Source organism: Paenibacillus sp. B2(2019), assembly GCF_008370385.1.
Taxonomy (GTDB): Bacteria; Bacillota; Bacilli; order Paenibacillales; family Paenibacillaceae; genus Paenibacillus_AQ.
In genome coordinates this window covers 174,036-198,626 of the sequence record NZ_VTZR01000012.1, presented here as the reverse complement: position 1 = coordinate 198,626, position 24,591 = coordinate 174,036, and the positions used below count along the sequence as shown (strand labels likewise).

19 protein-coding genes are annotated in these 24,591 nt (G+C 43.0%); 14 read left to right on the top strand and 5 right to left on the bottom strand.

Features of this window, described 5'->3' with window-relative positions; genetic code table 11:
- The first annotated feature begins 3 nt into the window (after nucleotides 1–3).
- From PAENI_RS10435 to PAENI_RS10425, 3 genes are all read left to right on the top strand, one after another.
- Nucleotides 4–2,268: a PKD domain-containing protein gene (locus PAENI_RS10435; protein WP_149645174.1), complete on the top strand. Its 2,265-nt coding sequence runs from the start codon at nucleotides 4–6 to the stop codon at nucleotides 2,266–2,268.
- A 13-nt stretch (nucleotides 2,269–2,281) separates the two neighbouring features.
- On the top strand, nucleotides 2,282–6,112 hold the full coding sequence (locus PAENI_RS10430) for a hypothetical protein (protein WP_149645173.1): 3,831 nt from the start codon (nucleotides 2,282–2,284) through the stop codon (nucleotides 6,110–6,112).
- Between the two features lie 95 nt (nucleotides 6,113–6,207).
- Nucleotides 6,208–6,987, top strand: a complete 780-nt coding sequence (locus tag PAENI_RS10425) for a GNAT family N-acetyltransferase (RefSeq protein ID WP_149645172.1) — start codon at nucleotides 6,208–6,210, stop codon at nucleotides 6,985–6,987.
- Between the two features lie 66 nt (nucleotides 6,988–7,053).
- Here the strand turns inward: PAENI_RS10425 and PAENI_RS10420 are convergent, their stop codons facing one another.
- A complete protein-coding gene (locus tag PAENI_RS10420; protein ID WP_042124922.1) occupies nucleotides 7,054–7,686 on the bottom strand; it encodes a hypothetical protein in 633 nt (210 codons plus the stop codon).
- A 302-nt stretch (nucleotides 7,687–7,988) separates the two neighbouring features.
- Between PAENI_RS10420 and tkt the strand changes: the two genes are divergently transcribed.
- A complete protein-coding gene (tkt, locus tag PAENI_RS10415) occupies nucleotides 7,989–10,031 on the top strand; it encodes a transketolase (protein ID WP_076298280.1) in 2,043 nt (680 codons plus the stop codon).
- 33 nt (nucleotides 10,032–10,064) lie between these two features.
- Nucleotides 10,065–10,382, top strand: a complete 318-nt coding sequence (gene ppnP, locus PAENI_RS10410) for a pyrimidine/purine nucleoside phosphorylase (RefSeq protein ID WP_042185578.1) — start codon at nucleotides 10,065–10,067, stop codon at nucleotides 10,380–10,382.
- A 191-nt stretch (nucleotides 10,383–10,573) separates the two neighbouring features.
- On the opposite strand, the gene PAENI_RS10405 is transcribed toward ppnP, so the two are convergent.
- The gene (locus tag PAENI_RS10405; protein ID WP_149645171.1) at nucleotides 10,574–11,473 is read right to left on the bottom strand and encodes an NAD(P)-dependent oxidoreductase; all 900 of its coding nucleotides are present in this window, start codon (nucleotides 11,471–11,473) and stop codon (nucleotides 10,574–10,576) included.
- A gap of 234 nt (nucleotides 11,474–11,707) precedes the next feature.
- Between PAENI_RS10405 and PAENI_RS10400 the strand changes: the two genes are divergently transcribed.
- The 3 genes from PAENI_RS10400 to PAENI_RS10390 all read left to right on the top strand — a co-directional run bounded on the left by PAENI_RS10400 (nucleotide 11,708) and on the right by PAENI_RS10390 (nucleotide 14,413).
- Entirely contained in the window at nucleotides 11,708–13,063 is a 1,356-nt protein-coding gene (locus PAENI_RS10400) for a glucose-6-phosphate isomerase (protein WP_042124930.1), read from the top strand.
- A gap of 131 nt (nucleotides 13,064–13,194) precedes the next feature.
- Complete coding sequence (locus PAENI_RS10395) at nucleotides 13,195–13,827, top strand: YigZ family protein (protein ID WP_076284084.1); 633 nt, start codon at nucleotides 13,195–13,197, stop codon at nucleotides 13,825–13,827.
- A 4-nt stretch (nucleotides 13,828–13,831) separates the two neighbouring features.
- Nucleotides 13,832–14,413 (top strand): TetR/AcrR family transcriptional regulator, encoded by a 582-nt coding sequence (locus PAENI_RS10390; protein ID WP_076284085.1) that lies wholly within the window; start codon nucleotides 13,832–13,834, stop codon nucleotides 14,411–14,413.
- Nucleotides 14,414–14,554: 141 nt separating this feature from the next.
- Here PAENI_RS10390 and PAENI_RS10385 read toward each other — a convergent pair whose 3' ends face one another.
- Nucleotides 14,555–14,956 (bottom strand): secondary thiamine-phosphate synthase enzyme YjbQ, encoded by a 402-nt coding sequence (locus PAENI_RS10385; protein WP_042185590.1) that lies wholly within the window; start codon nucleotides 14,954–14,956, stop codon nucleotides 14,555–14,557.
- Nucleotides 14,957–15,162: 206 nt separating this feature from the next.
- On the opposite strand from PAENI_RS10385, the gene cysT reads away from it, so the two are divergent.
- The 5 genes from cysT (at nucleotide 15,163) to PAENI_RS10360 (ending at nucleotide 20,226) form a co-directional block, all read left to right on the top strand.
- Nucleotides 15,163–15,978 (top strand): sulfate ABC transporter permease subunit CysT, encoded by an 816-nt coding sequence (gene cysT / locus PAENI_RS10380; protein ID WP_042185592.1) that lies wholly within the window; start codon nucleotides 15,163–15,165, stop codon nucleotides 15,976–15,978.
- Nucleotides 15,975–16,772, top strand: a complete 798-nt coding sequence (locus PAENI_RS10375) for a sulfate ABC transporter permease subunit (RefSeq protein ID WP_149645170.1) — start codon at nucleotides 15,975–15,977, stop codon at nucleotides 16,770–16,772. The genes cysT and PAENI_RS10375 overlap by 4 nt, the downstream gene beginning before the upstream one ends.
- A 1-nt stretch (nucleotide 16,773) precedes the next feature.
- Complete coding sequence (locus PAENI_RS10370) at nucleotides 16,774–17,838, top strand: sulfate/molybdate ABC transporter ATP-binding protein (RefSeq protein ID WP_042124940.1); 1,065 nt, start codon at nucleotides 16,774–16,776, stop codon at nucleotides 17,836–17,838.
- Between the two features lie 319 nt (nucleotides 17,839–18,157).
- Nucleotides 18,158–19,225: a sulfate ABC transporter substrate-binding protein gene (locus tag PAENI_RS10365; protein WP_149645169.1), complete on the top strand. Its 1,068-nt coding sequence runs from the start codon at nucleotides 18,158–18,160 to the stop codon at nucleotides 19,223–19,225.
- Between the two features lie 209 nt (nucleotides 19,226–19,434).
- Complete coding sequence (locus tag PAENI_RS10360) at nucleotides 19,435–20,226, top strand: MBL fold metallo-hydrolase (protein ID WP_149645168.1); 792 nt, start codon at nucleotides 19,435–19,437, stop codon at nucleotides 20,224–20,226.
- Nucleotides 20,227–20,255: 29 nt separating this feature from the next.
- On the opposite strand, the gene PAENI_RS10355 is transcribed toward PAENI_RS10360, so the two are convergent.
- Nucleotides 20,256–21,473, bottom strand: coding sequence for a sugar efflux transporter (locus PAENI_RS10355; protein WP_076284090.1), 1,218 nt, complete (start codon nucleotides 21,471–21,473; stop codon nucleotides 20,256–20,258).
- A gap of 322 nt (nucleotides 21,474–21,795) precedes the next feature.
- Between PAENI_RS10355 and PAENI_RS10350 the strand changes: the two genes are divergently transcribed.
- Nucleotides 21,796–23,556: an ABC transporter ATP-binding protein gene (locus PAENI_RS10350; RefSeq protein WP_223178931.1), complete on the top strand. Its 1,761-nt coding sequence runs from the start codon at nucleotides 21,796–21,798 to the stop codon at nucleotides 23,554–23,556.
- Between the two features lie 225 nt (nucleotides 23,557–23,781).
- Here the strand turns inward: PAENI_RS10350 and PAENI_RS10345 are convergent, their stop codons facing one another.
- Nucleotides 23,782–24,585, bottom strand: coding sequence for a Cof-type HAD-IIB family hydrolase (locus PAENI_RS10345; protein ID WP_042124947.1), 804 nt, complete (start codon nucleotides 24,583–24,585; stop codon nucleotides 23,782–23,784).
- Nucleotides 24,586–24,591: the final 6 nt, after the last annotated feature.

Sequence of the window (24,591 nt, the reverse complement as noted above, 5' to 3'; positions counted from 1 at the left end):
TATATGAAGAAAATTTGGATTGTTCTGCTTACAGTTATACTAGTTTTTGTATATATCCCACAGAACATAAAGGCAGCTAATTCGCAAAGCAAAGCAGTGTCAATACCTTCAGAAATTCTTAATGGGTCTGCAAATGCTCAAAAATCTTATTACTTAGATCTTCCAAGTGGAGTTGCCAGTTCAGCAATTGATGTCTCTTCTCTTAAATATAATGGCACTAATCAAAAAGTTGCTCTTGCAATAGAGAATGGGAAAATAAAGGTTACTTTAAAGGGCGTTGAAGCAAAACAACGAATAGATAATGTACTCGGGTATAATGCTTCGTTTGAAACACCTTTTTTAACAACTCCTGGTAATTCTATTTGGCGATATTCAGACGGAGTAAGATGGCAGATAAATGAATGGGACCCATATATTAATGGTCAAAAACATTACGATAAAAATGGACAAGGTAATGGTACACCTAGAAATGATCCCCCTGATATGACGGTGGTAACTCAATCAGCAGTATCACGTTCGGGAATTAAATGGTACGACAAAAACGTGTATTCGGTAATTGATTCATCGCAGATCATAGAGTCCACCGTCAAATTAGTTGTACCTACAGATACGCTTCCAGCAACATATGTTAATCATAATGTCGTAAATGGGAATCAATTTATTATTTATTATAAAACTAACGCAGCTGAGCAAAATTATGGTCCTGAACGATTAAGTTCAAATTTTGATCCAAGTGGTCATGCGCTAGGTAGACGTTATAAAACAAATTTAATCTACTACTTTACAGGTTCAGCTAATGTAACATCTTACAAATACAGCGGCAATGTCTCCTTTGACTACACTCTCCCTACAGAACCCACACTTACCGGTACGGTAACTCTAAATAAACCTAATCCCAATCCAACAAAATTGGGAGATAAAGACGAACCCGTTCAAATTTCGTTAATGGGGCAGCTGCAAGGATACAGTGATGCTTCAAATATTGACGAGTGGGTGTTCTATGCTAAAGAGAAAGACAGAAATAATACACTCAAAACGAAAAAGGAATCTGCAAAGACATTTAACGTAAGCGCTTTATTTGACTTTGAGATCAAAAAGTCGAGTGTAACGGGCGAACATTTTACTCAGGAATATGCTTTAACCGTTCTCGTCCGTTTTAAAAAGCCAATCGTCACAAAGAATGGAACCATTACCTCTCTGGAACAGCCTCTACAGATTTCAGCAGGTGTTTATAAAAACAATCCTCAAGTTACTTTTCCTCCAAATCCAACTACTCCAACAGAACCTGAAGGAAAGCCACCTATTGCAAGAATATCAACAGCTAGATACATAAAAGCAGGGTCTGATATGCTCGTTAGTGGAAATGCTTCCTATGATCCGGATGGATATATTACTGATTATGCTTGGAGCACATCTGGAGCGCAGGGAGAAATCGGAAATGTCCCAAGGGGGTATGTATGGTATACCATAGAGCAAGTTGGAGAGACATTTCCTATAGCTCTCACAGTCGTTGACAATGATGGACAAATAGGTAGTACAAGTACAGAAGTTACCGTCATTGAGCCGAAACCAGCAGCAATTATAAATATAGAAGGAATACTTAAACAAAATCGTAAAACGACATTGTTTAATAGAAGCCAGAGTCCAACACGCTTTCCGTTAATACCATCGAAAACACGAGTTACCATCACTGTTGTATCTGGTGGTACGAACGCAGATATTAAATATAGTGGTACATTATCTGAACTTGAAAGCAAAGACATCTTATTTAAAAAACCTGGAAAATATAAGGCTGCGATTTATGTGGAAAATACGCTTGGGTATTCTGATAGTGATGAGATTACTTTTGATATTGTGCCAGATGAAGCGCCGTACAACTATTTTACTCTGCCTGGAGTGGTATATCGAAGTCCTGATTACGGTAATAAAGCGGTGGTTTCATTGGATGATATCTCCTATTCGCCTGATAAAGATGTAGTGGGTCGGAGACTCTGGGAGTATCGCTATGATTCAAATAATGACGGGAGTTTTAGCGGAGAAGCATGGGTGACCTTTAGTAATGAGAACATAGATCGCTTAAATTTAGAACTGAGCGAGGTAGGGAAATATGAAGTCCGACTTACTGTGTTTGAAGAGTTTGGTCAACCAACCATTGATGAGTTTGTGACAGAAGCTGATCGGAAATCTACAAATTCAGATGGACAAAAGTTAAGCTCACGGATTGTAGAAGTGAAAAATCGAGCGCCAGAAGTTGATTGGTCCTGGTAGGAGAGGTGCTTAAATGAAAAAGACAAAAGAAATACTTTCACTAGTAATTATAATCACTATCCTATTCGGAGTTTTCCCTAGTCAGGGAGTGTATCTTCAGACAGCAGAGGCTGCGACGGGTGATCCAAATTTCATCACGTATAAAGATATAAATATACCTGCTGATGGTGATTTTTATGACGCTGGTTGGAATTATGGTACTATGCGTGGGACAATAAATAACCAAAAGCTAACGAATATTAAATATAATCGTACCACTAAGCAACTAACATTTGATATTAGTTCAGATGCAACATTGACTGTAGGAGTAAACTTGTATCGTTCAGACAGTGCTCTAGATAGACGTGTTGTTCGAGCGGATCTCTGTGTAGCGGCAATACCAGAGGGGGCACCATTAGATTTACCAGTCTACCAATATAATTGTCCGAGCCACTGGTCAAATCCAAATACCAATTGGACCCCATTGTATAGGAGCTTTTTTGCTGGACCGTTTGACCAGAATACATTCGATCATACATTTAATCTAGTGACAGATGTTCCTTACTACAACTATATAGGGAATTTAAGTTACGGTGAACTTCCAAAAGGATTAGTTATTAATTACAGTTTTGGTGCAGGTCAACAGGACCCATTTGGTGGATATAGTCCAGATAAAGGATATGGAGGGCCGTATATTGGTTGGAGTTTTCAAAGGGTATTTCCTTTGATACCTAATAGTCCACCTACCATTTCGTTAAATACACCTAATAATCAAGTCCTGCAGAACGAGCCTGGACGAAACATACTTAACATCGAGGGATATGTTCACGATCCAGATAATGATGATCTTATCGTAAGTGCGGAGATACCAAATATATTTTATAGGAAGACGGTAGTATCTCAAACGAAAGGGTATCAGTATTTCTCTATCCCCGTAGACGCTGTGGCTGATTCGATCCCGCCGGGCGATTATACGATGACTGTAAAAGTAGCAGATCCTTCAAATATGTCAGAATCCGCGAGTATGACCTTTAAGGTTACAAACAGACTGAAGCGAAACGCTTTTGTTCTCGTTAATAGTCCTATAGAGAATAGCGGCACCACCTACGAAGATTATGAGTGGGATGATAAGTACGCTGATCGAGTGAGATATGATCATGATCCGAATTACTTTGATAACTCAATGGGGATTATAGGGGATTCGGGACTATGGAGGACGAGCCTTTACACTTCATTTCCGTATACCGGACAATATGTAGTGAGTTATCAAGCTAAGGATATACCGAAACAGGATGCTCGCTTTGCTGAATATCAGATGTGGAGTAAAGATGCCGCATCTACGATGAGTTTTAAAGTCCATCGCAAGCCAATAGCGCTTTTTTCAGCAAGGCTTATCAATGGAAATGTTCAATTAATAGATTCATCCTACGATTTAGATCATATTACAAGTGCTGATAAAGGGATTATGCAGTGGCAATGGCAATATAAAAAGACCGTTGATGAGATGTGGATCGACGGGCAGCCACCTGGGGGAGTTTTTGAAAAAGACAGTTACGACATACGTTTAAGGGTCCGTGATGTGGATGGAGATAATGGAATCGGTGTATGGAGTGATTGGTGTCAACGTACTGTGGGGAATGCGTCTGTTAATCTACCACCCGTTGCATTATTTACCGTTGATCCGAATATCGTTTTCTATCGTAAATCTACGACCATTACAGACAAATCTTTCGATCCAGATAATGATCCATTAGATGTATATTACTGGACTGTAATCAAAGACGGATGGAATAAAGTATGGGAACATTGGGGTGGAGCGACAACACCGCCGAATATCGCATCATTCGGTGAAGGGAACTATCAACTCAATCTACAAGTACATGATAATCGTGGCTTGTGGTCGGATTGGTACAGTCAAAATGTACAGGTAGTCAATCATCCACCGGCCGCAGCATTTACAATGCCTAACGAAATATACCGCGATACGATTATCACAATGGATAACTTAACACCAGATCCGGATGAAGATGGAGATGTTTTATCTTATGCCTGGAATGCAAAATTTAATGACTCTCCCTACTACTGGGCAGGAAACAATCGTTATCAATCAATGACCATTCGTGATCTTATTAATCGTAACGGTATATCACATAAAAAAGCCATTTCTGATGGTTGGGAAATGCAGCTCACAGCCTCTGATGGGAAATTAAGCTCTTATGCTACACGTACATTTATGGTTAAGAATCATGTCCCTGTTGCTAAGATTAACGGACCTTCATCCGTAAATCAGTATGATACGAAACAATATACTTCAGGGGATATCGATGAGGATACATCAGATCAAGGCTCATTAGAATACTACTGGAAAGTAACGAACAGTAATGGTGAAGTGAAATCATATCTTACTCGCGATATTACGCTTACCTTCTCAGATCCGGGAGTATATACGTTAGAACATTGGGCAATCGATCAGATAGGCGATAAGTCGAATATCGCTGGATTGCAAGTCCAAGTGAAAGAGAATTGGGCACCTTCTATGACTTTAACTAGTCCTTCAGGTACAGCTTCGAACCCATCTGTGATTGACTCAGACCAAGGCGATCCATTAATTAAGTGGACATACACAGATCCAGAAAATGATCCACAGGAGAAATATAGATTAGAGTTTTTTACGAAGGATGATCTATTAGTTTCCACTGTAGAAAATCCGGATCCTTCAGGACTGCTAAGACAATATCAAATCCCAAATAATACATTTGAACGGTTTGAATACTTTACAGTGCAAGGTCGGGCATACTCCAAATTTTCATGGTCAGATGTATCAAATGAAAAAACATTCATCATCGATAACGCACCTAAGCCGGGATTCACTCTGATCACAGATACGGGAAAAGATGCGACAAAGGTTCCGATTTACCGGACAGATGTTCTGAACATTAAGAGTACCGCAAGTGATCCAGACGAACCAAAAGGTGATACTTTAACCTACAAGTATTTTTTAAAACAATCAAGCGGAACAGAAGCCCTAGCAAGTACTCAAAAGGACTTCACGAAGCAGTTTAGTAGTAATGGCATCTTTACCTTTAGACAAATCGTTACAGATTCATTGGGTCTGCAACGTGAGCTTTCTCAGAACATCACAGTAGTCAACCGGATACCGACGACTACAATAACGTACCCAACCAGTGTTGATCCATCTAACCCGACAATCGCAAGTACACTTACCCCGATCATTAAATGGGATTATCAAGATGAGGACAAAGATCTGCAGCAACGTTATAAGGTGCGAATTATTAACTTGGCCACTGGTGCAATCAAGGTCCAATCCGGTGAACAAGTATCAAGCGCTAAGCAATGGCAGATTCCAGTCGGTTCACTGATTGAGAATGAAAAATATGCCGTTGAAGTGGAAGTCTTTGATGGTTACGACTGGAGCAATATCTCTCCACGTAAATACTTCATGGTGAATTTACTGAGTATTAAAGGAGGCGTTAAGCACACCGAAGAGTGGAACAACAACCGTAAAGGCTACAATCTGAAAAAGAGCGGCAATGAGGAGAGTCCGAGAGGATACAACGTATTTTGGGCAGGAGAACGTTTTGTTCTGCAAGGTACAGTAACAGGTCTCCCGGATACTGTGCAAGTAACCATGAACGGAGGGTTCACTACGCAGCTCAGCCCAACTAACGACGATAAAACCTTCTGGACAGGTGAAATGTACGATAGCTCTTTTGAAAAGCTACCAGATGGCCCTGTTACTTTTACCTTTACGGCTCAGAATGCGTATAACACCAAAACGGATACAGTTACCGTTGTTATATCATCGGATTGGTCGGAGTATTTCCAGAGTCATCGAATTAAGTAGAGTAGGAGCCTATATCACCCCATCTTTTTTGCGTGACTTCACAGGATCATGTTAATGTTGAAGCATTGTATCAAACATTGATAGGGGTAGGGGACATGATTCGAGAGTTAACACCAGCGGAAATGAAATCAATCTTGAATTCGATTAATAGGGAACAGCATTTTTTATACTATTCATACCTTACAGCTCGTAAGCATAATTCGGTACACTATGGACATTTTACTGACCAGGGAGAATTGCTCGGCGTATTGGCCTTTTTAAGAGGGCTTCCATTCTATGCTTTTTCCGTATTCCCTGTGGAGAAGTCATTTTGTCTCCGGTCCGTGCTTTCATTTATGAAAGAACAACTGAATTTACCTGACGATGCTGCCGGTAATGTAATCGTTAATGAAGAAGTTATGACTGTACTCGCTTCACAGCTTGAACTTGTTAAGTCACCCAAAAAACTGCTTCTAATGAAGCATATCCATCAAGAAGCGTTACCACCGGTGGATACAAGCGTTTTACATTTGGGTCCCCCTTATTTTGAACTCATTGAGTCGAAAATGGCCGATTTAGATACAATGGCGTTCTCAAAAGAAGAATTACAGTATCCGTTCTATGGTGTGATGGAACAACATGAGCTGATTGCGGTAGGTGGATACCATATTTATAGCGAAGATTACGTTGAATTGGGGAACATCGGAACGGATGTAAGATGGAGAAGGCAAGGCTACGGGAAAAAGATCTGTGCCGAGCTCACCCGAGCGGGGGGAAGGGTTACATCTAACGTATATTTGAATGTCCTTGAGGAAAATGTAGGCGCAATTTCTCTATATCAATCCATCGGCTTTGAGCTTATGTGCAAACAGTACATGGTCCAATTTGTTATTTGATGGTTAATGAAAAAGGACTAAGCGGATTTAAATCCGCTTAGTCCTTTTTCACAAGCATAGAACCTTTTATACGACCCCTTCAGTCCGGTCTTCATTCATTCGCATCATTCGTGCGGCAACCGAAGTAGTATGTAATGGTAAAGAGGATGGGCGCGCAGAGGCTCTCTGAGCTCTGCGTAAATAATAGGATAGCTTGCCAGTAAAAATCTTATGTGCACAGAGTGAAAGCGCGAAATCTTCCGGTGTAACGAAGCAGGAAGGCTTATTCACAGGCTGAACTGCAGTTTCTTCAAATAAAGAGGCAACGAAATGGGAACAAAAATAAGCATTTTCTCTATCGATTTTAATATTCAGAAGCACACCGATTAATCCTAAAAGATGGTATTTATAACGCTCCTGATTTTGCATCATCCCTTGGACGTGATTGTACATCGTATCGTATTCCTCAGCGCTAACACGCAACTGATAGATGGAACAATTAGCACTGCTATAAAAAGGGTCGATAAAGTTCTCCTGGATTAGTCCTGCCACAAATGGATTGTGCATTTTTTTTCTTCCGAAGCTGTATACCTCCCGCAGTTCACAGTCAAAGGCGATCGAAGCATGATTCAGATCGGCTTTTGTAAACCACTTAATAAAACCACTAAAGGCCGTACCTGTACCGGTAAGCACAATAAAGATGTCCTTATTCGAACTCATGTTCAAAGTTCCTTTCCACTAGGAAATGTTGGGTAATGAATGAAAATTATGCTTAACTAACTCCATCTTACTGTATATTTGAGCATTGTAAAACAATCTTTAGTCGCAATTAAAAACTAGACCATAGACTAGTGCAATTCTGGCTTGTCTCATAGTTCTTGTGTGTATATAAATACGTCGATATTGCAAAAGATAAGCTGTTCAAATAAAGAGTTTTTAAAAACAATTGGAATTGCTTCCACACTAATGATACAATAAGAGTCAAAATGACATTCTTGAGATTTCAGAGGAGGAACTATTAAATGAGTGAACAAGAACAAGTGATTCAAAAGGAAGAAAACTCAACTGTAGATAACCTGTCCATTACAACGATTCGTACTTTGGCGATTGACGCCATTGAAAAAGCAAACTCCGGCCACCCAGGTATGCCAATGGGTTCTGCACCAATGGGCTACCAATTGTTTGCAAAAACAATGAAACACAACCCTGATCATCCAACATGGGTAAACCGTGACCGTTTTGTATTGTCCGCAGGACATGGTTCTATGCTTCTGTACAGCTTGTTGCACCTTAGTGGTTATGATCTTCCTATGGAAGAATTGAAAAATTTCCGTCAATGGGGCAGCTTGACTCCGGGTCACCCAGAAGTAGGTCACACCGCTGGTGTCGATGCAACAACAGGTCCACTTGGACAAGGTATTGGTATGGCTGTTGGTATGGCTATGGCTGAAGCTCAATTGGGAGCTACCTACAACAAAGATGAACATAAAGTGGTTGACCACTATACTTACGCTATTTGTGGTGATGGTGACCTGATGGAAGGGATCTCTTCCGAGTCCGCTTCACTCGCTGGTCATTTGAAACTGGGCAAATTGGTTGTATTGTATGATTCAAATGATATTTCCCTTGATGGTAAATTGAACCTTTCCTTCTCCGAGAACGTGGCTCAACGTTTTGATGCTTATGGTTGGCAAGTACTTCGCGTTGAAGACGGAAATGATCTTCCGGCTATTGCCAAAGCGATTGCTGAAGCTCAAGCTGAGACTAGCAAACCGACTTTGATCGAAGTGAAAACTGTAATTGGTTATGGTAGCCCTAACAAACAAGGTAAAGGCGGCCATGGCGGTACTCACGGTTCCCCACTTGGAGCAGAAGAAGCTAAGCTTACCAAAGATTTCTACAAATGGGTATACGAAGAAGATTTCTATGTACCTGACGAAGTGCGTGCTCATTTTGCAGAAGTGAAGAAAAACGGAATCGCAGCTAACAAAGCTTGGGATGACAAATTTGCGGCTTACAAAAAAGCATATCCAGAGCTTGCTGCACAGTTCGAAACAGTAATCAACGGCGATCTTCCAGAAGGCTGGGATGCTAACCTTCCAACTTACACTACTGAAGATAAAGCAGTATCGACTCGTGTCGCTTCCGGTAGTGCGCTTAACGGTCTGACTGCTGGTGTTCCTCAGCTTGTGGGCGGTTCTGCTGACTTGGAAAGCTCCACTATGACGCATTTGAATGGTTTGACATCATTCACACCAGAATCTTATGATGGCCGCAACATCTACTTCGGCGTACGTGAGTTTGGTATGGCTGCTGCAATGAACGGTATTGCACTGCATACGGGTCTTAAAGTATTCGGAGGAACATTCTTCGTGTTCACAGACTATCTGCGTCCAGCCATCCGTTTGGCTTCGATCATGAAATTGCCTGTAACCTATGTACTGACACATGACAGTATTGCAGTTGGTGAAGATGGTCCTACGCATGAACCAATCGAACAATTGGCTTCCCTGCGTATCATCCCAGGTCTGACTGTTATTCGTCCGGCGGATGCTAACGAAACTTCTGCAGCATGGGCTTATGCTATGGAAAACAAAGAGAATCCAGTTGCTTTGGTTCTGACTCGTCAAAACTTGCCAATTCTTGCTGGAACAGTTGATGGCGTTCGTGAAAACATCAAACGTGGTGGTTATGTTGTTTCTGATTCCAAGAATGGCACTCCACAAGCACAACTGATCGCTACTGGTTCTGAGGTACAATTGGCTGTTAAAGCACAAGCTGCTTTGGCTGAAGAAGGTATCGATGTTCGTGTAATCAGCTTGCCAAGCTGGGATCTGTTCGAAAAACAAGATAAAGAATACCGTGATTCCGTAATTCTTCCAGGAGTTAAGGCTCGTCTTGCAATCGAAATGGCACAAACCTTTGGCTGGGAACGTTACACTGGTGACCAAGGCGATATCCTCGGCATCACTACTTTCGGAGCTTCCGCACCTGGAGACAGAGTAATGAAAGAATACGGCTTTACTGTTGAGAATGTAGTTAGCCGTGTGAAAGCACTTCTGTAATTAACTGAATAATCCTTAGGGGGAGAACAAGTAATGAGTCAGTTTAACAACGCAACGATTGAAAAAGCAGCCAATGTATATTATGGCGGACAAGTAACAAGCCGTACGGTAATTTTGCAGGATGGAACTAAGGTCACACTTGGTATCATGTTGCCTGGTGTATATGAATTTGGCACGGATGGTCCTGAAATTATGGAGATTCTGTCCGGCGATCTTAAAGTGCTGCTTCCCGGCACTGAGGTATGGCAGGAGATTAAGGGAGCGGCAACGTTCAATGTCCCTGGCAACTCAAAATTTGCGTTGGAAGTATTTGAAGTAACTGATTATTGCTGTTCTTACCCGGTTCTATAAAGAGATAACTAGAAAGCTCTGCTGAAAAGCAGGGCTTTTTCTTTTTTTTTCTTGCACTACAAAGAATAATTTAGTGTTATTAATGCAAACAAACGTTCGTGTATTTTAACTACATAAGTAATTAATTAGTTAAAAAAGACCGCCTCTCACATTGGAAGTCATGTGAGAAACGGTCATGAGTAAGTGAAATGTTATTCGGATACAGTAGAACTCATTTTTTGTCCGATCCACTCTTCATAGCATTTCACTACAGCGGAGAGGTCTTCTTCGCCATAGCCTTGGGTAAACCCAGCTTGGAACATACTTTTGGCTAGTCCCAGCATTGGTGAAGGGACGCCTGTGAAATCGCTGTGGGCGGAGGCTAACTTCAAATCCTTTAACATTAATGCAAGTGAGAACTGATTGCTGAAATCATTTTCTATGATTTTACGGCCTTTAAGCTCTGCTTGTTTGCTACCCGCAGAACCAAGCTGCACTAGTTCAAGGAACTTGTCAGCTGGAACACCTGATTTTACAGCGATAGCGAATCCTTCAGCCAGGGCAACGTTGTGAATGCCGACCATAGCATTATGAGCCAGCTTGGCTACAGCACCACTGCCGTTCTCACCCATATGTATCAGCTTTTTGCCCAAAGTATCGAAGATATCGCGATGCTGTTCTATAACTTCAGCACTGCCGCCAACCATGAACACCAAGGTTCCTTCAATAGCTGCCGGCTTGCTTCCGGTCACTGGCGCGTCAAGGAAATGTCCACCTCGAGCTTCTACAGCAGTGGCAATTTCGTGAACTAGTCCTGGAGAAATTGTGCTGGAATCAATAATTAAGCCGCCTGGCTTAAGTGCATCAAGAATACCATCCTGACCATAAAACACTTCACGAACCGAATCATCATTACTGATCATGGTAATAATAACATCCTTACCTTCAGCGGCGGCACGTGGCGTAAGGGCAGTCAGGGCACCTTCTGCTTCAAGAGGTTTACATTTAGCTGCTGTACGGTTGTACACCGTCACCTGAAAGCCGCCACGAAGCAAGTTGGAAGCCATTGGCGCGCCCATTGTTCCAAGTCCGATAAAACCGATTTGTTTCATTTGTTTAGCCACCTTCCGTTTTCTTCATTCTATCACGGCACTTAGGCTAGCACCACAGCTCAGCCATGCCTAATGATGCGGGAAACGCTTCCATGAAACTTTCGAAAACTTGGTTCTAAAGCCCGGGATGTGCCCTAAGACCTTGCCAGTCAAGGCAAATTAAAGTATCCTAATTATAAAGTTGTAACAAGCGGTTTCAAATTTAAAGAGATAAACAGGAGGTTTCCATTACCGATGTCTAAGAAGATTAATTTTGACTACACCAAAGCCCTTTCTTTCTTCAACCAACAAGAAATTGACAACCTTGCCGCTCCAGTTAAGTTAGCGCACGAACAGTTGCATAATAAGACTGGTGTAGGTTCCGACTATCTTGGATGGATTGATCTTCCATCAGCTTATGATAAGGAAGAATTCGCACGCATTCAGCAAGCCGCAAAGAAGATCCAGAGCGATTCCGAAGTACTGATTGTAATTGGTATTGGTGGTTCTTATCTGGGAGCACGCGCAGCGATTGAAGCGCTCTCGCATTCTTTTTACAATAACCTTTCTAAAGATAAGCGCAAAACTCCAGAAGTTTATTTCGCTGGTAATAACATCAGTTCTACATACATCACGCATTTGCTTGATCTAGTAGAAGGCAAAGACTTCTCCGTGAACGTAATCTCCAAATCAGGAACTACGACTGAGCCAGCCATTGCTTTCCGCATTTTCCGCGCAGCTCTGGAGAAGAAATATGGTAAAGAAGAAGCTCGCAAACGTATTTACGCTACTACAGACAAGGAAAAAGGTGCCCTTAAGAAATTGGCTACTGAAGAAGGTTATGAATCCTTCATCATTCCAGACGATGTAGGTGGACGTTACTCCGTATTGACACCTGTAGGCTTGCTTCCAATCGCTGTAGCAGGTATTAACATTGAAGAGATGATGCAAGGTGCTGCTGCCGCTGCGGATGAGTTCAATAATCCAGATGTAGCTACTAACCAAGCTTATCAATATGCTGCAGTTCGTAATGCTCTGTATCGCAAAGGTAAGACAACTGAAATTCTCGTGAACTATGAGCCTTCCTTACACTTTGTATCGGAGTGGTGGAAACAATTGTTTGGCGAGAGCGAAGGTAAGGATTTCAAAGGAATTTATCCTTCTTCCGTTGATTTCTCTACGGATCTACACTCCATGGGTCAATTTATCCAAGAAGGTAACCGTAATATCTTTGAAACGGTAATCCAAGTAGATCAAGTGGCTCATCATGTTACCATTGAGAATGATCCAGATGATCTGGATGGCTTGAACTTCTTAACAGGAAAGACTATGGATTTCGTAAATAAGAAGGCTTTCCAAGGTACAATGCTTGCGCATACAGATGGTCAAGTACCTAACCTTATCGTTACTATTCCTGATCAAACACCATACACATTTGGTTATTTGGTTTACTTCTTTGAAAAAGCTTGCGGCATCAGCGGTTACCTGCTCGGTGTTAACCCATTCGACCAACCAGGCGTTGAAGCATACAAGAAGAATATGTTTGCGCTACTTGGCAAACCGGGTTACGAAAAAGAAAAAGCAGAGCTGGAAGCAAGACTTACAGAATAGTATTGCAGCAGTAATTTAGAGACCATTCATACTAGTGTAAGTCACCAGGAGCAGTCCATAGGTAATCCAATACCGGGGCTGCTCCTGACATTATATGAAGACATCATATGTATATAAGGACTGGAATAATTATGTTAGAACAATATCGAACGGTGCGCTCTTCCGGTTCCAAGGAAGTCGTAATTCGCAAATCTCGCTTCATTGGTCATGTTATGCCAGTTGAGAATGAAGAAGAAGCATTGTTGTTTATCGAAGACATCAAGAAGAAACATCGGGACGCAACGCATAACTGTTCTGCTTATGTGATTGGGGAGAGAGACGAAATCCAGAGGCAATCGGACGACGGGGAGCCGAGTGGAACAGCCGGCAAACCGATTTTGGAAGTAATTCGCAACCAGGGAGTTAAAAATGTCGCAATTGTTGTTACCCGTTATTTCGGAGGCATTATGCTGGGTGCCGGAGGGCTGATTAGAGCTTATACGGATGGGGCAGTGCTTGCGCTTGAAGCAGGAGAAGTAATCACCCGTGTGCTAAGACGAGAGGTATTCGTAGAAATTGATTACACTTGGCTAGGCAAGGTTGAGAACGAACTTCGGGGAAGGGGTATTCAGACCGGCGAGACTTTGTTCACCGATAAAGTAACGTTGTTATGTTTACCGCGAAATGATGAGGGAGACGCATTTATGGCATGGATAACAGATCTAACCCAAGGGCAAGCCTTGGTAACAGAAGGGCGGCGGATTTACTACAGCGAAGGGGATTAGGTATATGGCAAGGAGAGCAGTGGAGCAGGAGTTGTCGAGGGAAAGAATATTAGAGGCCGCTAGGCATCTGTTTATTACCAAAGGGTATCGAGCGATTTCAATGCGAAGCATCGGTCAGCATTTGGGATACAGCCACGGCTCTCTCTATTATCATTTCAAAGAGAAGGCGGAATTGTTCTACGCCATTGTTGTCGAAGATTTTAATCATGTGGCTACTTTGCTTGGTCAAGTAATGAATAAGCCACCTGAAGAGGGTATGACTCGAGTAGAGCAGCTAATTATGGAGTTTATAAGGTTTGGAATAGATCATCCTTATCAGTATGAAATTATGTTTATGATTCGTGATGAAGAGCTGCTGGCTTATTGTAGAGCAGAGCAGGGACGATGTTTTGATTTATTCTCAAGTATTGTACGCCGTCATATGAAGGAAGAGGGATATGTGTCCGAGGATTGGCAGAACGTGCCGCTAACCTTGTTCTTATCCGCTCACGGATTTATATCTTATTATATCCAAGATAAAGTATCATTTGAGGATGTAAAAGAGGCAGCATCAGCTCATATCAAGGTTTTATGTCGCAGCCTTTAACATGCTGTTTTTTTTATAAGTTCACACTTTAAAGCTGTGCATTGGTATAACGCTACTTCTCTGCTTGGTCAAAGTAATATTTAATTCTAGTTATATTTTAATGGCCGCTCCGTAGCAATAACGGAAGCGGCCATTCATCGTTTATCCCTCAATAATTTTTAAGAAACATTGTCTACGTCTAGGTCCATCAAATTCACAAAAATAAATACCCTGCCAACGTCCAAGTAATAGTTCGCCATCATGGATGATTATGCTCTGGGAAGGTCCGGATGTAATAGACTTAAGGTGGGAGGCAGTATTGCCTTCAGCATGTCGATACTTCGGATGCTCCCAAGGGTAGACTTCATCCAAACGCATCAGAACATCATGCCTCACATCAGGATCTGCATTCTCATTGATTGCAATTCCTGCGGTGGTATGTGGACAATAAACTACGATCACCCCGCTACGCACCCCGCTTTTTTTCACAAAAGAAATGACTTCACGAGTAATATCCCGTAATTCATCCCGTTTCGTTGTAGTAATCTCCAGTGTATGCAGCATAATCATTCCCCTTCCTGTGATGTGCCACTTTTTCCTAACCTTTGTTATATATATTTTACCCCAATTTCACTTGAAAGTAATTGACGACAACGAGAAGGATTTGGTAAAGTAGTAATAATATAAAACCAAGTATATAAATAGGAATAATTAATGGAGATGTTGGTTAGTATACCGACCGGTTATCCGGAGGTGGGAGGGCAAAATCATTGAATTCGCTGCTTAGACACAAAGGTTGGACTTGGGGTTTCCGAACTACAATTTTGCTCTACTTTGTAGTATTGATTGTGTTGCCTATACTTGGGGTCTATTACAACTCTTTTTCACTGGGTTTCGGTAATTTTGTGGAAAGCATAAGCGACCCGATTGCCTGGAAGTCGGTGCTGTTAACCTTAAAGCTGGCGATCATCGCTACTTTAATTAATGTCTTTTTAGGAACAATGATTGCCTGGGTTCTTATTCGTTATCAATTCATTGGTAAAGCATTGCTTAATAGTCTTGTGGATTTACCATTTGCACTGCCGACGGCAGTTGGCGGTTTGATGATTTTGCTCTTGCTCGGACCTGGTAGTCTTATCGGCAAGGCTGCAGAAGCGCTTGGTTTTGAAATTGTTTTTCATCAACCGGCAATCGTAATTGCTATGGTCTTCGTAACCTTTCCCTTCGTGATTCGAGCGGTTCAGCCCTTGCTGGAGGAACTTGATCCTTCCGAAGAGGAAGCGGCATATACAATGGGTGCCAAGGGAACTAGAGTCTTCTGGCATGTTATTCTCCCCTCTATGGCTCCTGGGATGATCAGCGGTGGAATGCTCGCCTTCTCGCGGGCACTTGCTGAATTCGGCGCTGTAGTCCTCGTAGCAGGCAATATTCCAGGTCGTACACTCGTATCTTCTGTTTTTATTTTTGGTGAAGTTGAAAGTGATAATCCGGTTTCCGCAGCAGCGGTTTCTGTCATTCTCTTGACCTTATCTTTTCTCATTCTTTGGCTCATTAATATGCTGCAGATGCGGGGGAGACGCTCATGAGAAAATTGTGGATCGGACTCACCTACTTGGTGTTTTTTCTGCTAATCGCTGCACCGCTAGGGAAAATGGCTATAGGTGCTTTTAGTGAAGGATTTGGTGGTTTCTGGGATGCTCTGACTAGGCCTGAAGCGCTGCATGCGCTTATGATGACTGGGCTTGTTGTGATCGTAGTTACGTTATTAAATACGTTGTTCGGAATTATGATGGCCCTGTATCTTGTCCGGGCGAACTGGATAAATAGACGTCTAAAGGGCTTGCTTAACAGTATTGTTGATTTGCCTTATGCTGTGTCCCCTGTCATTGGCGGGCTGATGATTGTCCTGCTGCTGGGTCCGGATAGCGCCTTGGGTGCGATTTTTGAAGGAATTGGGCTGAAGATCGTCTATGCCATTCCTGGAATGATCATTGCTACCTTGTTCGTAACCTTTCCTTTAATGGTGCGTGAGGTAATGCCGGTGCTTCAGGAGATTGGTTCACAGCAGGAGGAAGCTGCTTCTACACTGGGCGCTCGTGGCTGGACAATTTTTTGGAAGGTGACTTGGCCTTCGATTCGTTGGGCGGTTGTGTATGGGGTCATCCTTACGGTGGCTCGTTCACTAGGTGAGTTCGGGGCAGTGCTCGTGGTCTCGGGTAACATTATGAACAAAACCCAGACGGCGACGACGCTAGTCTATCAGGATGTTGAGAATTTTAATGTAACGGCTGCTGGAGGAATAGCGCTAGTTCTGGCTGCATTTTCCGCAGGTCTACTGTTATTGATGGAATGGACCAAGAGAAGAAAGGAAGTGCAGTAATATGCATGTTGAAGTGCGGGGATTAAATAAGCATTTTGGAGATTTTCATGCGGTCAAGGACGTCAATTTCACCATTACAAAAGGTCATCTGATCGGACTGCTCGGCCCGAGTGGTGGCGGTAAAACTTCGATTCTTCGTATGCTCGCAGGGCTGGAGACACCGGATAATGGCGAGATCATTTTTCATGGTCAGACAGTTAACAATCTTCCTCCTCAAGAGCGCGGGATCGGCTTTGTCTTTCAGAACTATGCATTATTTAAGCACATGACTGTTTTTGATAATATTGCTTTTGGATTAAAAGTTAAAAAGGCCAGCAAAACCGCCATTCGTGATCGTGTTATGGAACTGGTAGAGCTTACGGGGTTAAAAGGCTTCGAGAAGCGTTATCCGCATCAGCTATCTGGTGGACAACGCCAGCGTGTGGCCTTTGCTCGTGCACTCGCGCCTGAACCACAGCTATTACTCTTAGATGAGCCGTTTGCAGCTATTGATGCGAAGATCCGTCAGGAGCTGCGCGCTTGGCTACGTGAGTTGATTGAGCGTGTTGGTATCACTTCCATCTTCGTAACGCATGACCAAGACGAAGCGATTGAAGTCGCGGACGAGATTATGATCATCAACCAAGGGCAGTTGGAACAAAAGGGTACGCCTTGGGATATTTATAAGGAGCCTAAAACACCATTTGTGGCAACTTTTATCGGGGAGTCGACACTGATTGAAGATGCTTCTGAGGTGAAGGGCTTTAAAGGCGCTGGAGACGGTAAGCCTACCAAAGCACTGATTCGTCCTGAGTATATTGAAGTTGGTAACCTGCATGAGTTCAAGATGGCTTCAGCTACGGAAAAAGGCGTCGTAAAGCATCTGCATTTCCGTGGAAGTGAATGGCTCGTTGAGGTTGAAGTTAATGGTCATAAACTGGTCACTTACCGTTCTTTGGAGAAAGAAACATTGCAGCCGGGACAGGATATCTCAGTCCTTGTGCACCGCGCCTACTTGTTTAATGATGAGCGAAGCTGGATCCAGGAGAACAACCTGAAAGAAGATCCGATGCCGATATTTATTTAATATAAAAATAAATAAAATGATTTTCAATTTTTTTGAAAGTAGCGAATGTGATGAGCTAGGATTAGAGGAACTGATGTGAAGGTATGAAGTAATGGAGTGGAAGTTTGGAACTGTAGGAGCGGAGCGACCGCCTTTATGCTCTAATTTCAACCGTAATACGGTTCCAATCAAGAAATTAGAGCATAACAGCGGCCGGAAGTCCAAACATTCCGCGTAATTACGGCAAATACCGAACGTCGGTTACTTGAATTTTAAGTTCAGCCAAAGAGCTACTTTCAAGGAAATATTAAAATCATTATCTCGAAGGATGTGGGCCGCAATGAATTTCAAAAGGAGCAGACAACTGCACGGATGTTTTGCTGCCCTAATGCTGGCCATACTCACGCTGGCAGCAGTCGGTTGCGGGAATGAGAAGGCGATTACGACGATGGCAGATCCTTCGAAGCAAGGGGATGTTACGCTGGTCGTTGGCGCATACAGTGTGGCTAAGGATGCGATGGAAGATATTTTGCCGTTATTTGCAGCACAGTGGAAAGCGGATACTGGACAGGAGATTAGTTTTCAGCAGTCCTATGAAGCTTCCGGAACACAGGCACGTGCAATCGTAGGCGGGTTCGAAGCGGATGTTACACTGCTAGCCATGGAAGGTGATGTCGAGAAGCTGGTTAAGGCTGGACTCGTAGCGCCAACGTGGAAAGAGCAGGGGGAACAAGGCATGGTGACACGTTCGGTAGTCGCACTTGGTACCCGTGAGGGAAACCCAAAAGGAATTCACGATTTTGCGGACTTAGCCAAGCCAGGGATTAAAGTGTTATACCCAAATCCCAAAACATCCGGTGGTGCGCAGTGGGATATTAACGCGATCTATGGGGCTGGTCTGAAGCTGTCAGAGGAGCAAGAGGGCGTTAAGGATCCAGCAGCAGCGAAAGCTTTTTTAGAAAGTGTACATGCCAATGTGGAGTCTTTGGATAAGAGCGGACGTGCATCTATGGCTGCCTTCGAGTATGGAGTGGGTGATGTCATTGTCACCTATGAGAATGAACTGCTGGCCCGGATTGCTCAGGGTGTTAAATATGAAGTCATTATTCCTAAAAATACAATGCTGATTGAGAACCCAGCGGCTGTCGTAGAGAAGTATGCGGATAAGCATGGGACACGCGCGGCAGCAGAAGCATTAGTTGATTTCTTGATGACCCCACAGGCACAAGAGATCTTTGCAAAATATGGCTTTCGTCCCGTAGATAAACAGGTCTATGCGGAGAACAAAAGCCGCTACCCCGATCCAGCGGGTCTCTTCGATATCAATTATTTAGGGGGCTGGGATGAGGTGCGAAGCACGCTTTATTCCAAGCGGGGAATTTGGTATCAGGTACTTGCAGGAATATAGGTAGAGGTGTAAAAATAGAGTCATCCTAGCAGGGCTACTGCTTAAGGGATGACTTTTTTGACGAAAGTATATATTTGGGGCCCCCGCAAAGTACCTGGGTACGCATCGAAGCAAAGCTTCACTTTGTGGGGATATTTTGGTGAGCATCTTTAAGATAGACATATGATAATTTAAGACTTCCTTGATGGGAACTGAAGGAGAGATAGATTATGGATACGTTGGTGTTTTTGGGTACTGGGGATGCCATGGGTGTTCCACGGATATATTGCAGCTGCGAGACCTGCACAGAAGCAAGGGAGTATGGGAGCAATACAAGGCTGCGTTCGTCTGTACTTATAGATAATGGCAGTGACTTTCTAGTGATTGATTGTGGGCCAGATTGGCGACGTCAGATGGAGGCGCAGGGAGTTCGGAATATGCGAAGACTGCTGGTGACGCATGCTCATTTTGATCATATTGGTGGGCTACCGGAATGGGCAGATGCTTGTCGATGGACGGGCATTAAGGGTGAACTTTATACTCCAGCAGAAGTTATTCCTATTATCGAACGGCAATACCCTTGGCTGCGAAATCACATCGAGATGATTCCCTGTGATGAAGGGATAGAACTGGACGGCTGGAAGATAGATACCTGGAAAGTAAACCATGGTAAGAATGGATATTCGTACGCCTTTCGGCTAGAGAAGGAGGGTTATACATGGGTGTATTGTCCTGATTCCATATCTCTTGGGGCTGAGGAGACACGCCTGATGCATGGGGCGGACTTGCTGGTCCTTGGTACAAGCTTCTATTACGAAGCGGCGGAGCTATCCACTCGCTCTGTGTACGACATGACGGAGGCAGCGGAGCTACTGCAAATCGTGAAGCCTAAAAAGGCAGTGTATACCCATATGTCGCATGATGTAGATATGAGAGAAGCATATATTTTACCGGAGAACGTTACTCTAGCCCAGACAGGTATGAGAATTCCAATATACAAAAACCCATTCTCTTCACTTTAGAAGAGAATGGGCAAGTAGAAATAAACGGATTAAACAGTTAATTGTTCTGGTTCATTTAAAGGGTGACGTCCGCTTACCGCAAGCATGACTAAGGAAACAATGATGAGTATAAAACAGAGCACAAATGAATACCGGTAACCTACAATACTGGCTAAGCCCCCGCCAACAAGACTCCCAATCAGTCTACCGATCGTGGATGAATTAGAATAAAGAGTGGATGCATACCCAGGCATGTTTGGGAGCAGATCCTGGATGTAGCTAATGCCAATTGCTGATATCACAGCAACGAAAACGGCGAGTAGAACTTGGGCTGCAAGCATCTGCCACATCTCGCCTGAGAAAATGACAACGAGATAATATGCTCCTCCTAAAATGGCCCCGCACATCATCAATGCTCGGTTACTGTACTTCGCACTGAGTAGACCGAGCATAATCATAAATGGAATTTCCAGCGCAGCACATATACTGCTGACTAGACCGACATCACTTGTCGATCCCCCTAAATTGTTTGTAATAAAGAGGGCCGTATTGATGCTGCTCGTCCAGTGAGCTACATACATGAGTATCAGAATCAGAAAAGGAAGCAGAATATTGCGGTTCTGACTGAGCCGGAAAGTTTTCACTTTTACTTCAGCCTTGTTGCTGCTCAGCTCTGTATCTGTATTTGATTTGAGAAAGAAGAAAACGAGTAAGGCAACAAGCAGGAATACTCCGATCGTACCCGTGAAAATCCCCTTAAATCCAACAGCAGCGATTAGCAGGGTGCCGATTAAAGGACCTGTAATAAAGCCGAGAGAGAAAGCTGAACGCAAGGTAGAATTAGCAAACGCAGTATCCGTAAAATTGCTCTTATTCACTGCTTCTCTAGCAATGGCGAACAATTGAGGCATCCCTGGTGCACCGAGGGCGGTGAACACAATCATGTAGATGAACAAGATCGTGAAATCCTGAATGAGCAAGTACCCGCTATAAGCCAGCGCATTACAGAGTGTGGCAACAAGGTAAATGTTTTTTCGATTTAAGCCGAGGTCAGAGCGTCTTCCGATTAGTGTACTGATCCATATTCCGGCAATTAACGTGGTGGCGAGAAAAACACCAAACAATCCGACAGATACGCCAAGCTGTTCCGTGAAATAAATGGATAAGAAGGGTGAACTGAGTGAAATCCCCATTCCCTGAAGTAGCATACATAAAAAGAGTAAGGCATAAGAGGGAATTGAAAATAGTGCAGTAAGTCTTTTGATCATGTTGTGAAGTTACTCCTCTATTTTTGCTAAGATAGTCAAACTGGTTCTAGTATACATGAAAAAGACAGCAACAATATATATGCGATTTGGCTAAGGGGCATCACTCGGGCAAATCTCGGACAGTTGATGTTCCTTTTGTGATATCTATTGCATTCGGTATTCAGAATCATGTTTATACTTTATAATCAGAAAGTATTGCCGTCTTATATTTACATATATAGAATAATTATCAACGACAGGAAGGGAGTAATAAGTAGCTAATAGGGGAGAGGGCTGATTTTTTTTGAAGCAGAAAGGTGTTTTCTCAAGATTAAGTACATACATGTTAAGGCACAAGCTCTTATATACGGTTTTATTATTTACGACTTTATTTGGGATTGTTCTGGATTTAACGATTGCTTGGCTGCTCTCAGTAATTACGGATGCGGCGGTTAGACTTGATGTGAAAGCTTTTAAAGGGCTGGTTGTATTCGGATTAATCTACTTATTAGTGAGTGCAATCAACGGTTTTTTCGATCGCTATCTCAAAAATAAAATCTCAGCCAAGATCAGAAATGAACTGCGGCTAGATATGATGCGACATGCTTTAGCTCTTCCTCAGTCTTATTTTGACCGTAATCACTCCGGAGATTTGTTGTCCCGCTTTACTAATGATAATCAATCTGTGGGTAATGCTACCGGCGAGGTAATGATTGATTTAATCCGTAACCCTTTGCTTGCTCTTGCGGCTTTTGGTTATTTGCTCTATATTAACTGGCTACTGGCATTGATCTGTTTTGCAATGGGGCCTTTGATGTTCCTTACGGGAAAAATCTTCGGTTCAGCGATGCGTGAGAACAGTGTGAAGATTCAGACTAATATGAGCAAGATTACTTCCTTTTTACATGACATTCTAGGCAGTAGTATGGTGTTTAAATCCTTTAGCATTGAACGCAGACTAATGAAGCAATATCAGGAACATAGTGAGAATATCACTTCCGAAGAATTAAAACGGGGAAGAATTGAGGGAGCTACTGGCTCATTCTCCTCTTTTTTGGGAAACTTTACGTTTCTTCTGGCGCTGGTCGTGGCTGGTTATTTTGTGGCAAAAGGATCACTTGAGGTCGGTGCGATGATTGCTTTCATCCAGCTCATGAATTATTTAGTGATGCCGTTCTCGGCATTGCCAGGACTGATCAATTCGATGCAGCAATCACTTGGGGCGGCGGGACGGATCTTTGAAGTGTTGGATAGCCCTGTAGAAGTGGAGGCTTTACCCGAAGCAGCTACGAAACAGCCTGAATTTGAGCGTATGGTCATGTCCTCGGTATCCTTCTCTTATCCGGGAGCGGAGAGACGTAGTTTGAACAAAATCAGCTTAGAGCTTCACAAAGGGGCTCAAATGGCAATTGTGGGGCCGAGCGGTGGAGGGAAATCCACACTTTTTAAGGTACTCCTTGGGTTATATGAACCTGATGAGGGTGAAGTTTTTTTAAATAATGAGAAGACAAGCGAGATGAGTTTAGCTAAACTTAGGAGTCACTTCTCTTATGTGCCGCAAGAGTCCGGGCTTTATACAGGAAGTATCCGTGATAACATCCGAAATGGAAATCCAGATGCAGATGAGCATGAAATTCTGGAAGCTTTGCGACAAGCGAACGCTTATGATTTTGTAATGGAGTTGCCGGAGGGCCTCGATACAGATATCGGTGAGGAAGGTTCACGCCTGTCCGGTGGACAACGCCAGCGACTATCGATTGCGAGAGCGATTCTTAGGAACTCTCCAATTTTGTTGCTGGATGAAGCTACTGCTGCGCTTGATAATGAATCGGAGAAGCTGGTGCAGCAAGCGATTCGTAAATTAATGGGAGACAAAACCACACTCGTTATCGCTCACCGTCTATCAACGATTCAGAACGCTGATGTCATTCTAGTGATGGAGAACAGTGAAATTGTGGAGAGTGGTACCCACGAGGAGCTACTTGCAGCAGAAGGAAGATATCGTGATTTGTACTATTCTCAGCTGGAAGAGGAAGAGGCTGGGGCGGGTGAGCAAGAGGCATTAGAGTTTGCATCTACAGGAGTACCGAGCTTGCTGAAATAACAAAAGGGTGCTGCAACGTCATAAAATATGGCGTAGCAACACCCTTTTGCTTAAGGAAGTGAATTTATATAGATAGAACTTTAACTCTATATAAGTTGAACTTTAAAACATTCTAAAAAGGGAAAAGTGACTGCGTGGAAGTCCAAACATTCCCCGCAGTCACGCACTTACCTTAATAGAAAAATCTTAAGTTTAACGTATATAAAACTATTAAGTTCAGCCGATTTAGTTCACTTTATTGAGAATGAATTTATCAATCGCGTATTTTACGCCATCTTCATTGTTGCTTAGGGTTACGAAATCAGCAATTTCTTTCAGCGCAGGAATAGCGTTCGCCATAGCAACGCCAAGACCGGCAGCTTCCAGCATCTCATGGTCGTTCCAAGAGTCACCCATAGCCATAGTCTCGGAGAGATCACAACCAAAATGATTGGCTAGGAATTCAAGCGCAATTCCCTTGGTTCCTTCATGATGCATGATTTCTAGGAATTGTGGTTTGGATTTGGTAATATGCACGGAATCGCCGAGCAATTCACGTAGAATTGGAGCCAGCTCATCCAAGAATGCAGGATCATCGATAATCAGCATTTTTGGTGTTTTTTGTGGGACAAGCTTCTCCCAATCTGGTTCAATATAATATGGCGTTTTGTTCAGGTCTGTATAATCTTTGATCTTCTGGTTGTCTTCACGGGCATACAGCTTGTCGTCAATGTAAGTTTGCAAATGCAGATTATGCTCCACGCAGTAAGTGAACAGCTTGTGTACCGCATCTTGTGGTACGTAACGCTCATAGAGTACCTTTTCATCGAGCAAGTTCTTAACGAGTGCGCCTTGGTAAGTGATGATTGGCACGTTAAGTCCAGTTTGACGGGCAATGGCTTGTGCAGAAGCATAAGCTCGGCCTGTAGCAAGGGTTACAACAACGCCAGCGGCTACAGCCTCTTCAAGCGCAGTCTGTGTAGCGGGTGTTACTTCCTTGTCATCGTTAATTAGAGTGTCATCAATATCAATCGCGATCAATTTGTACATTTGTCT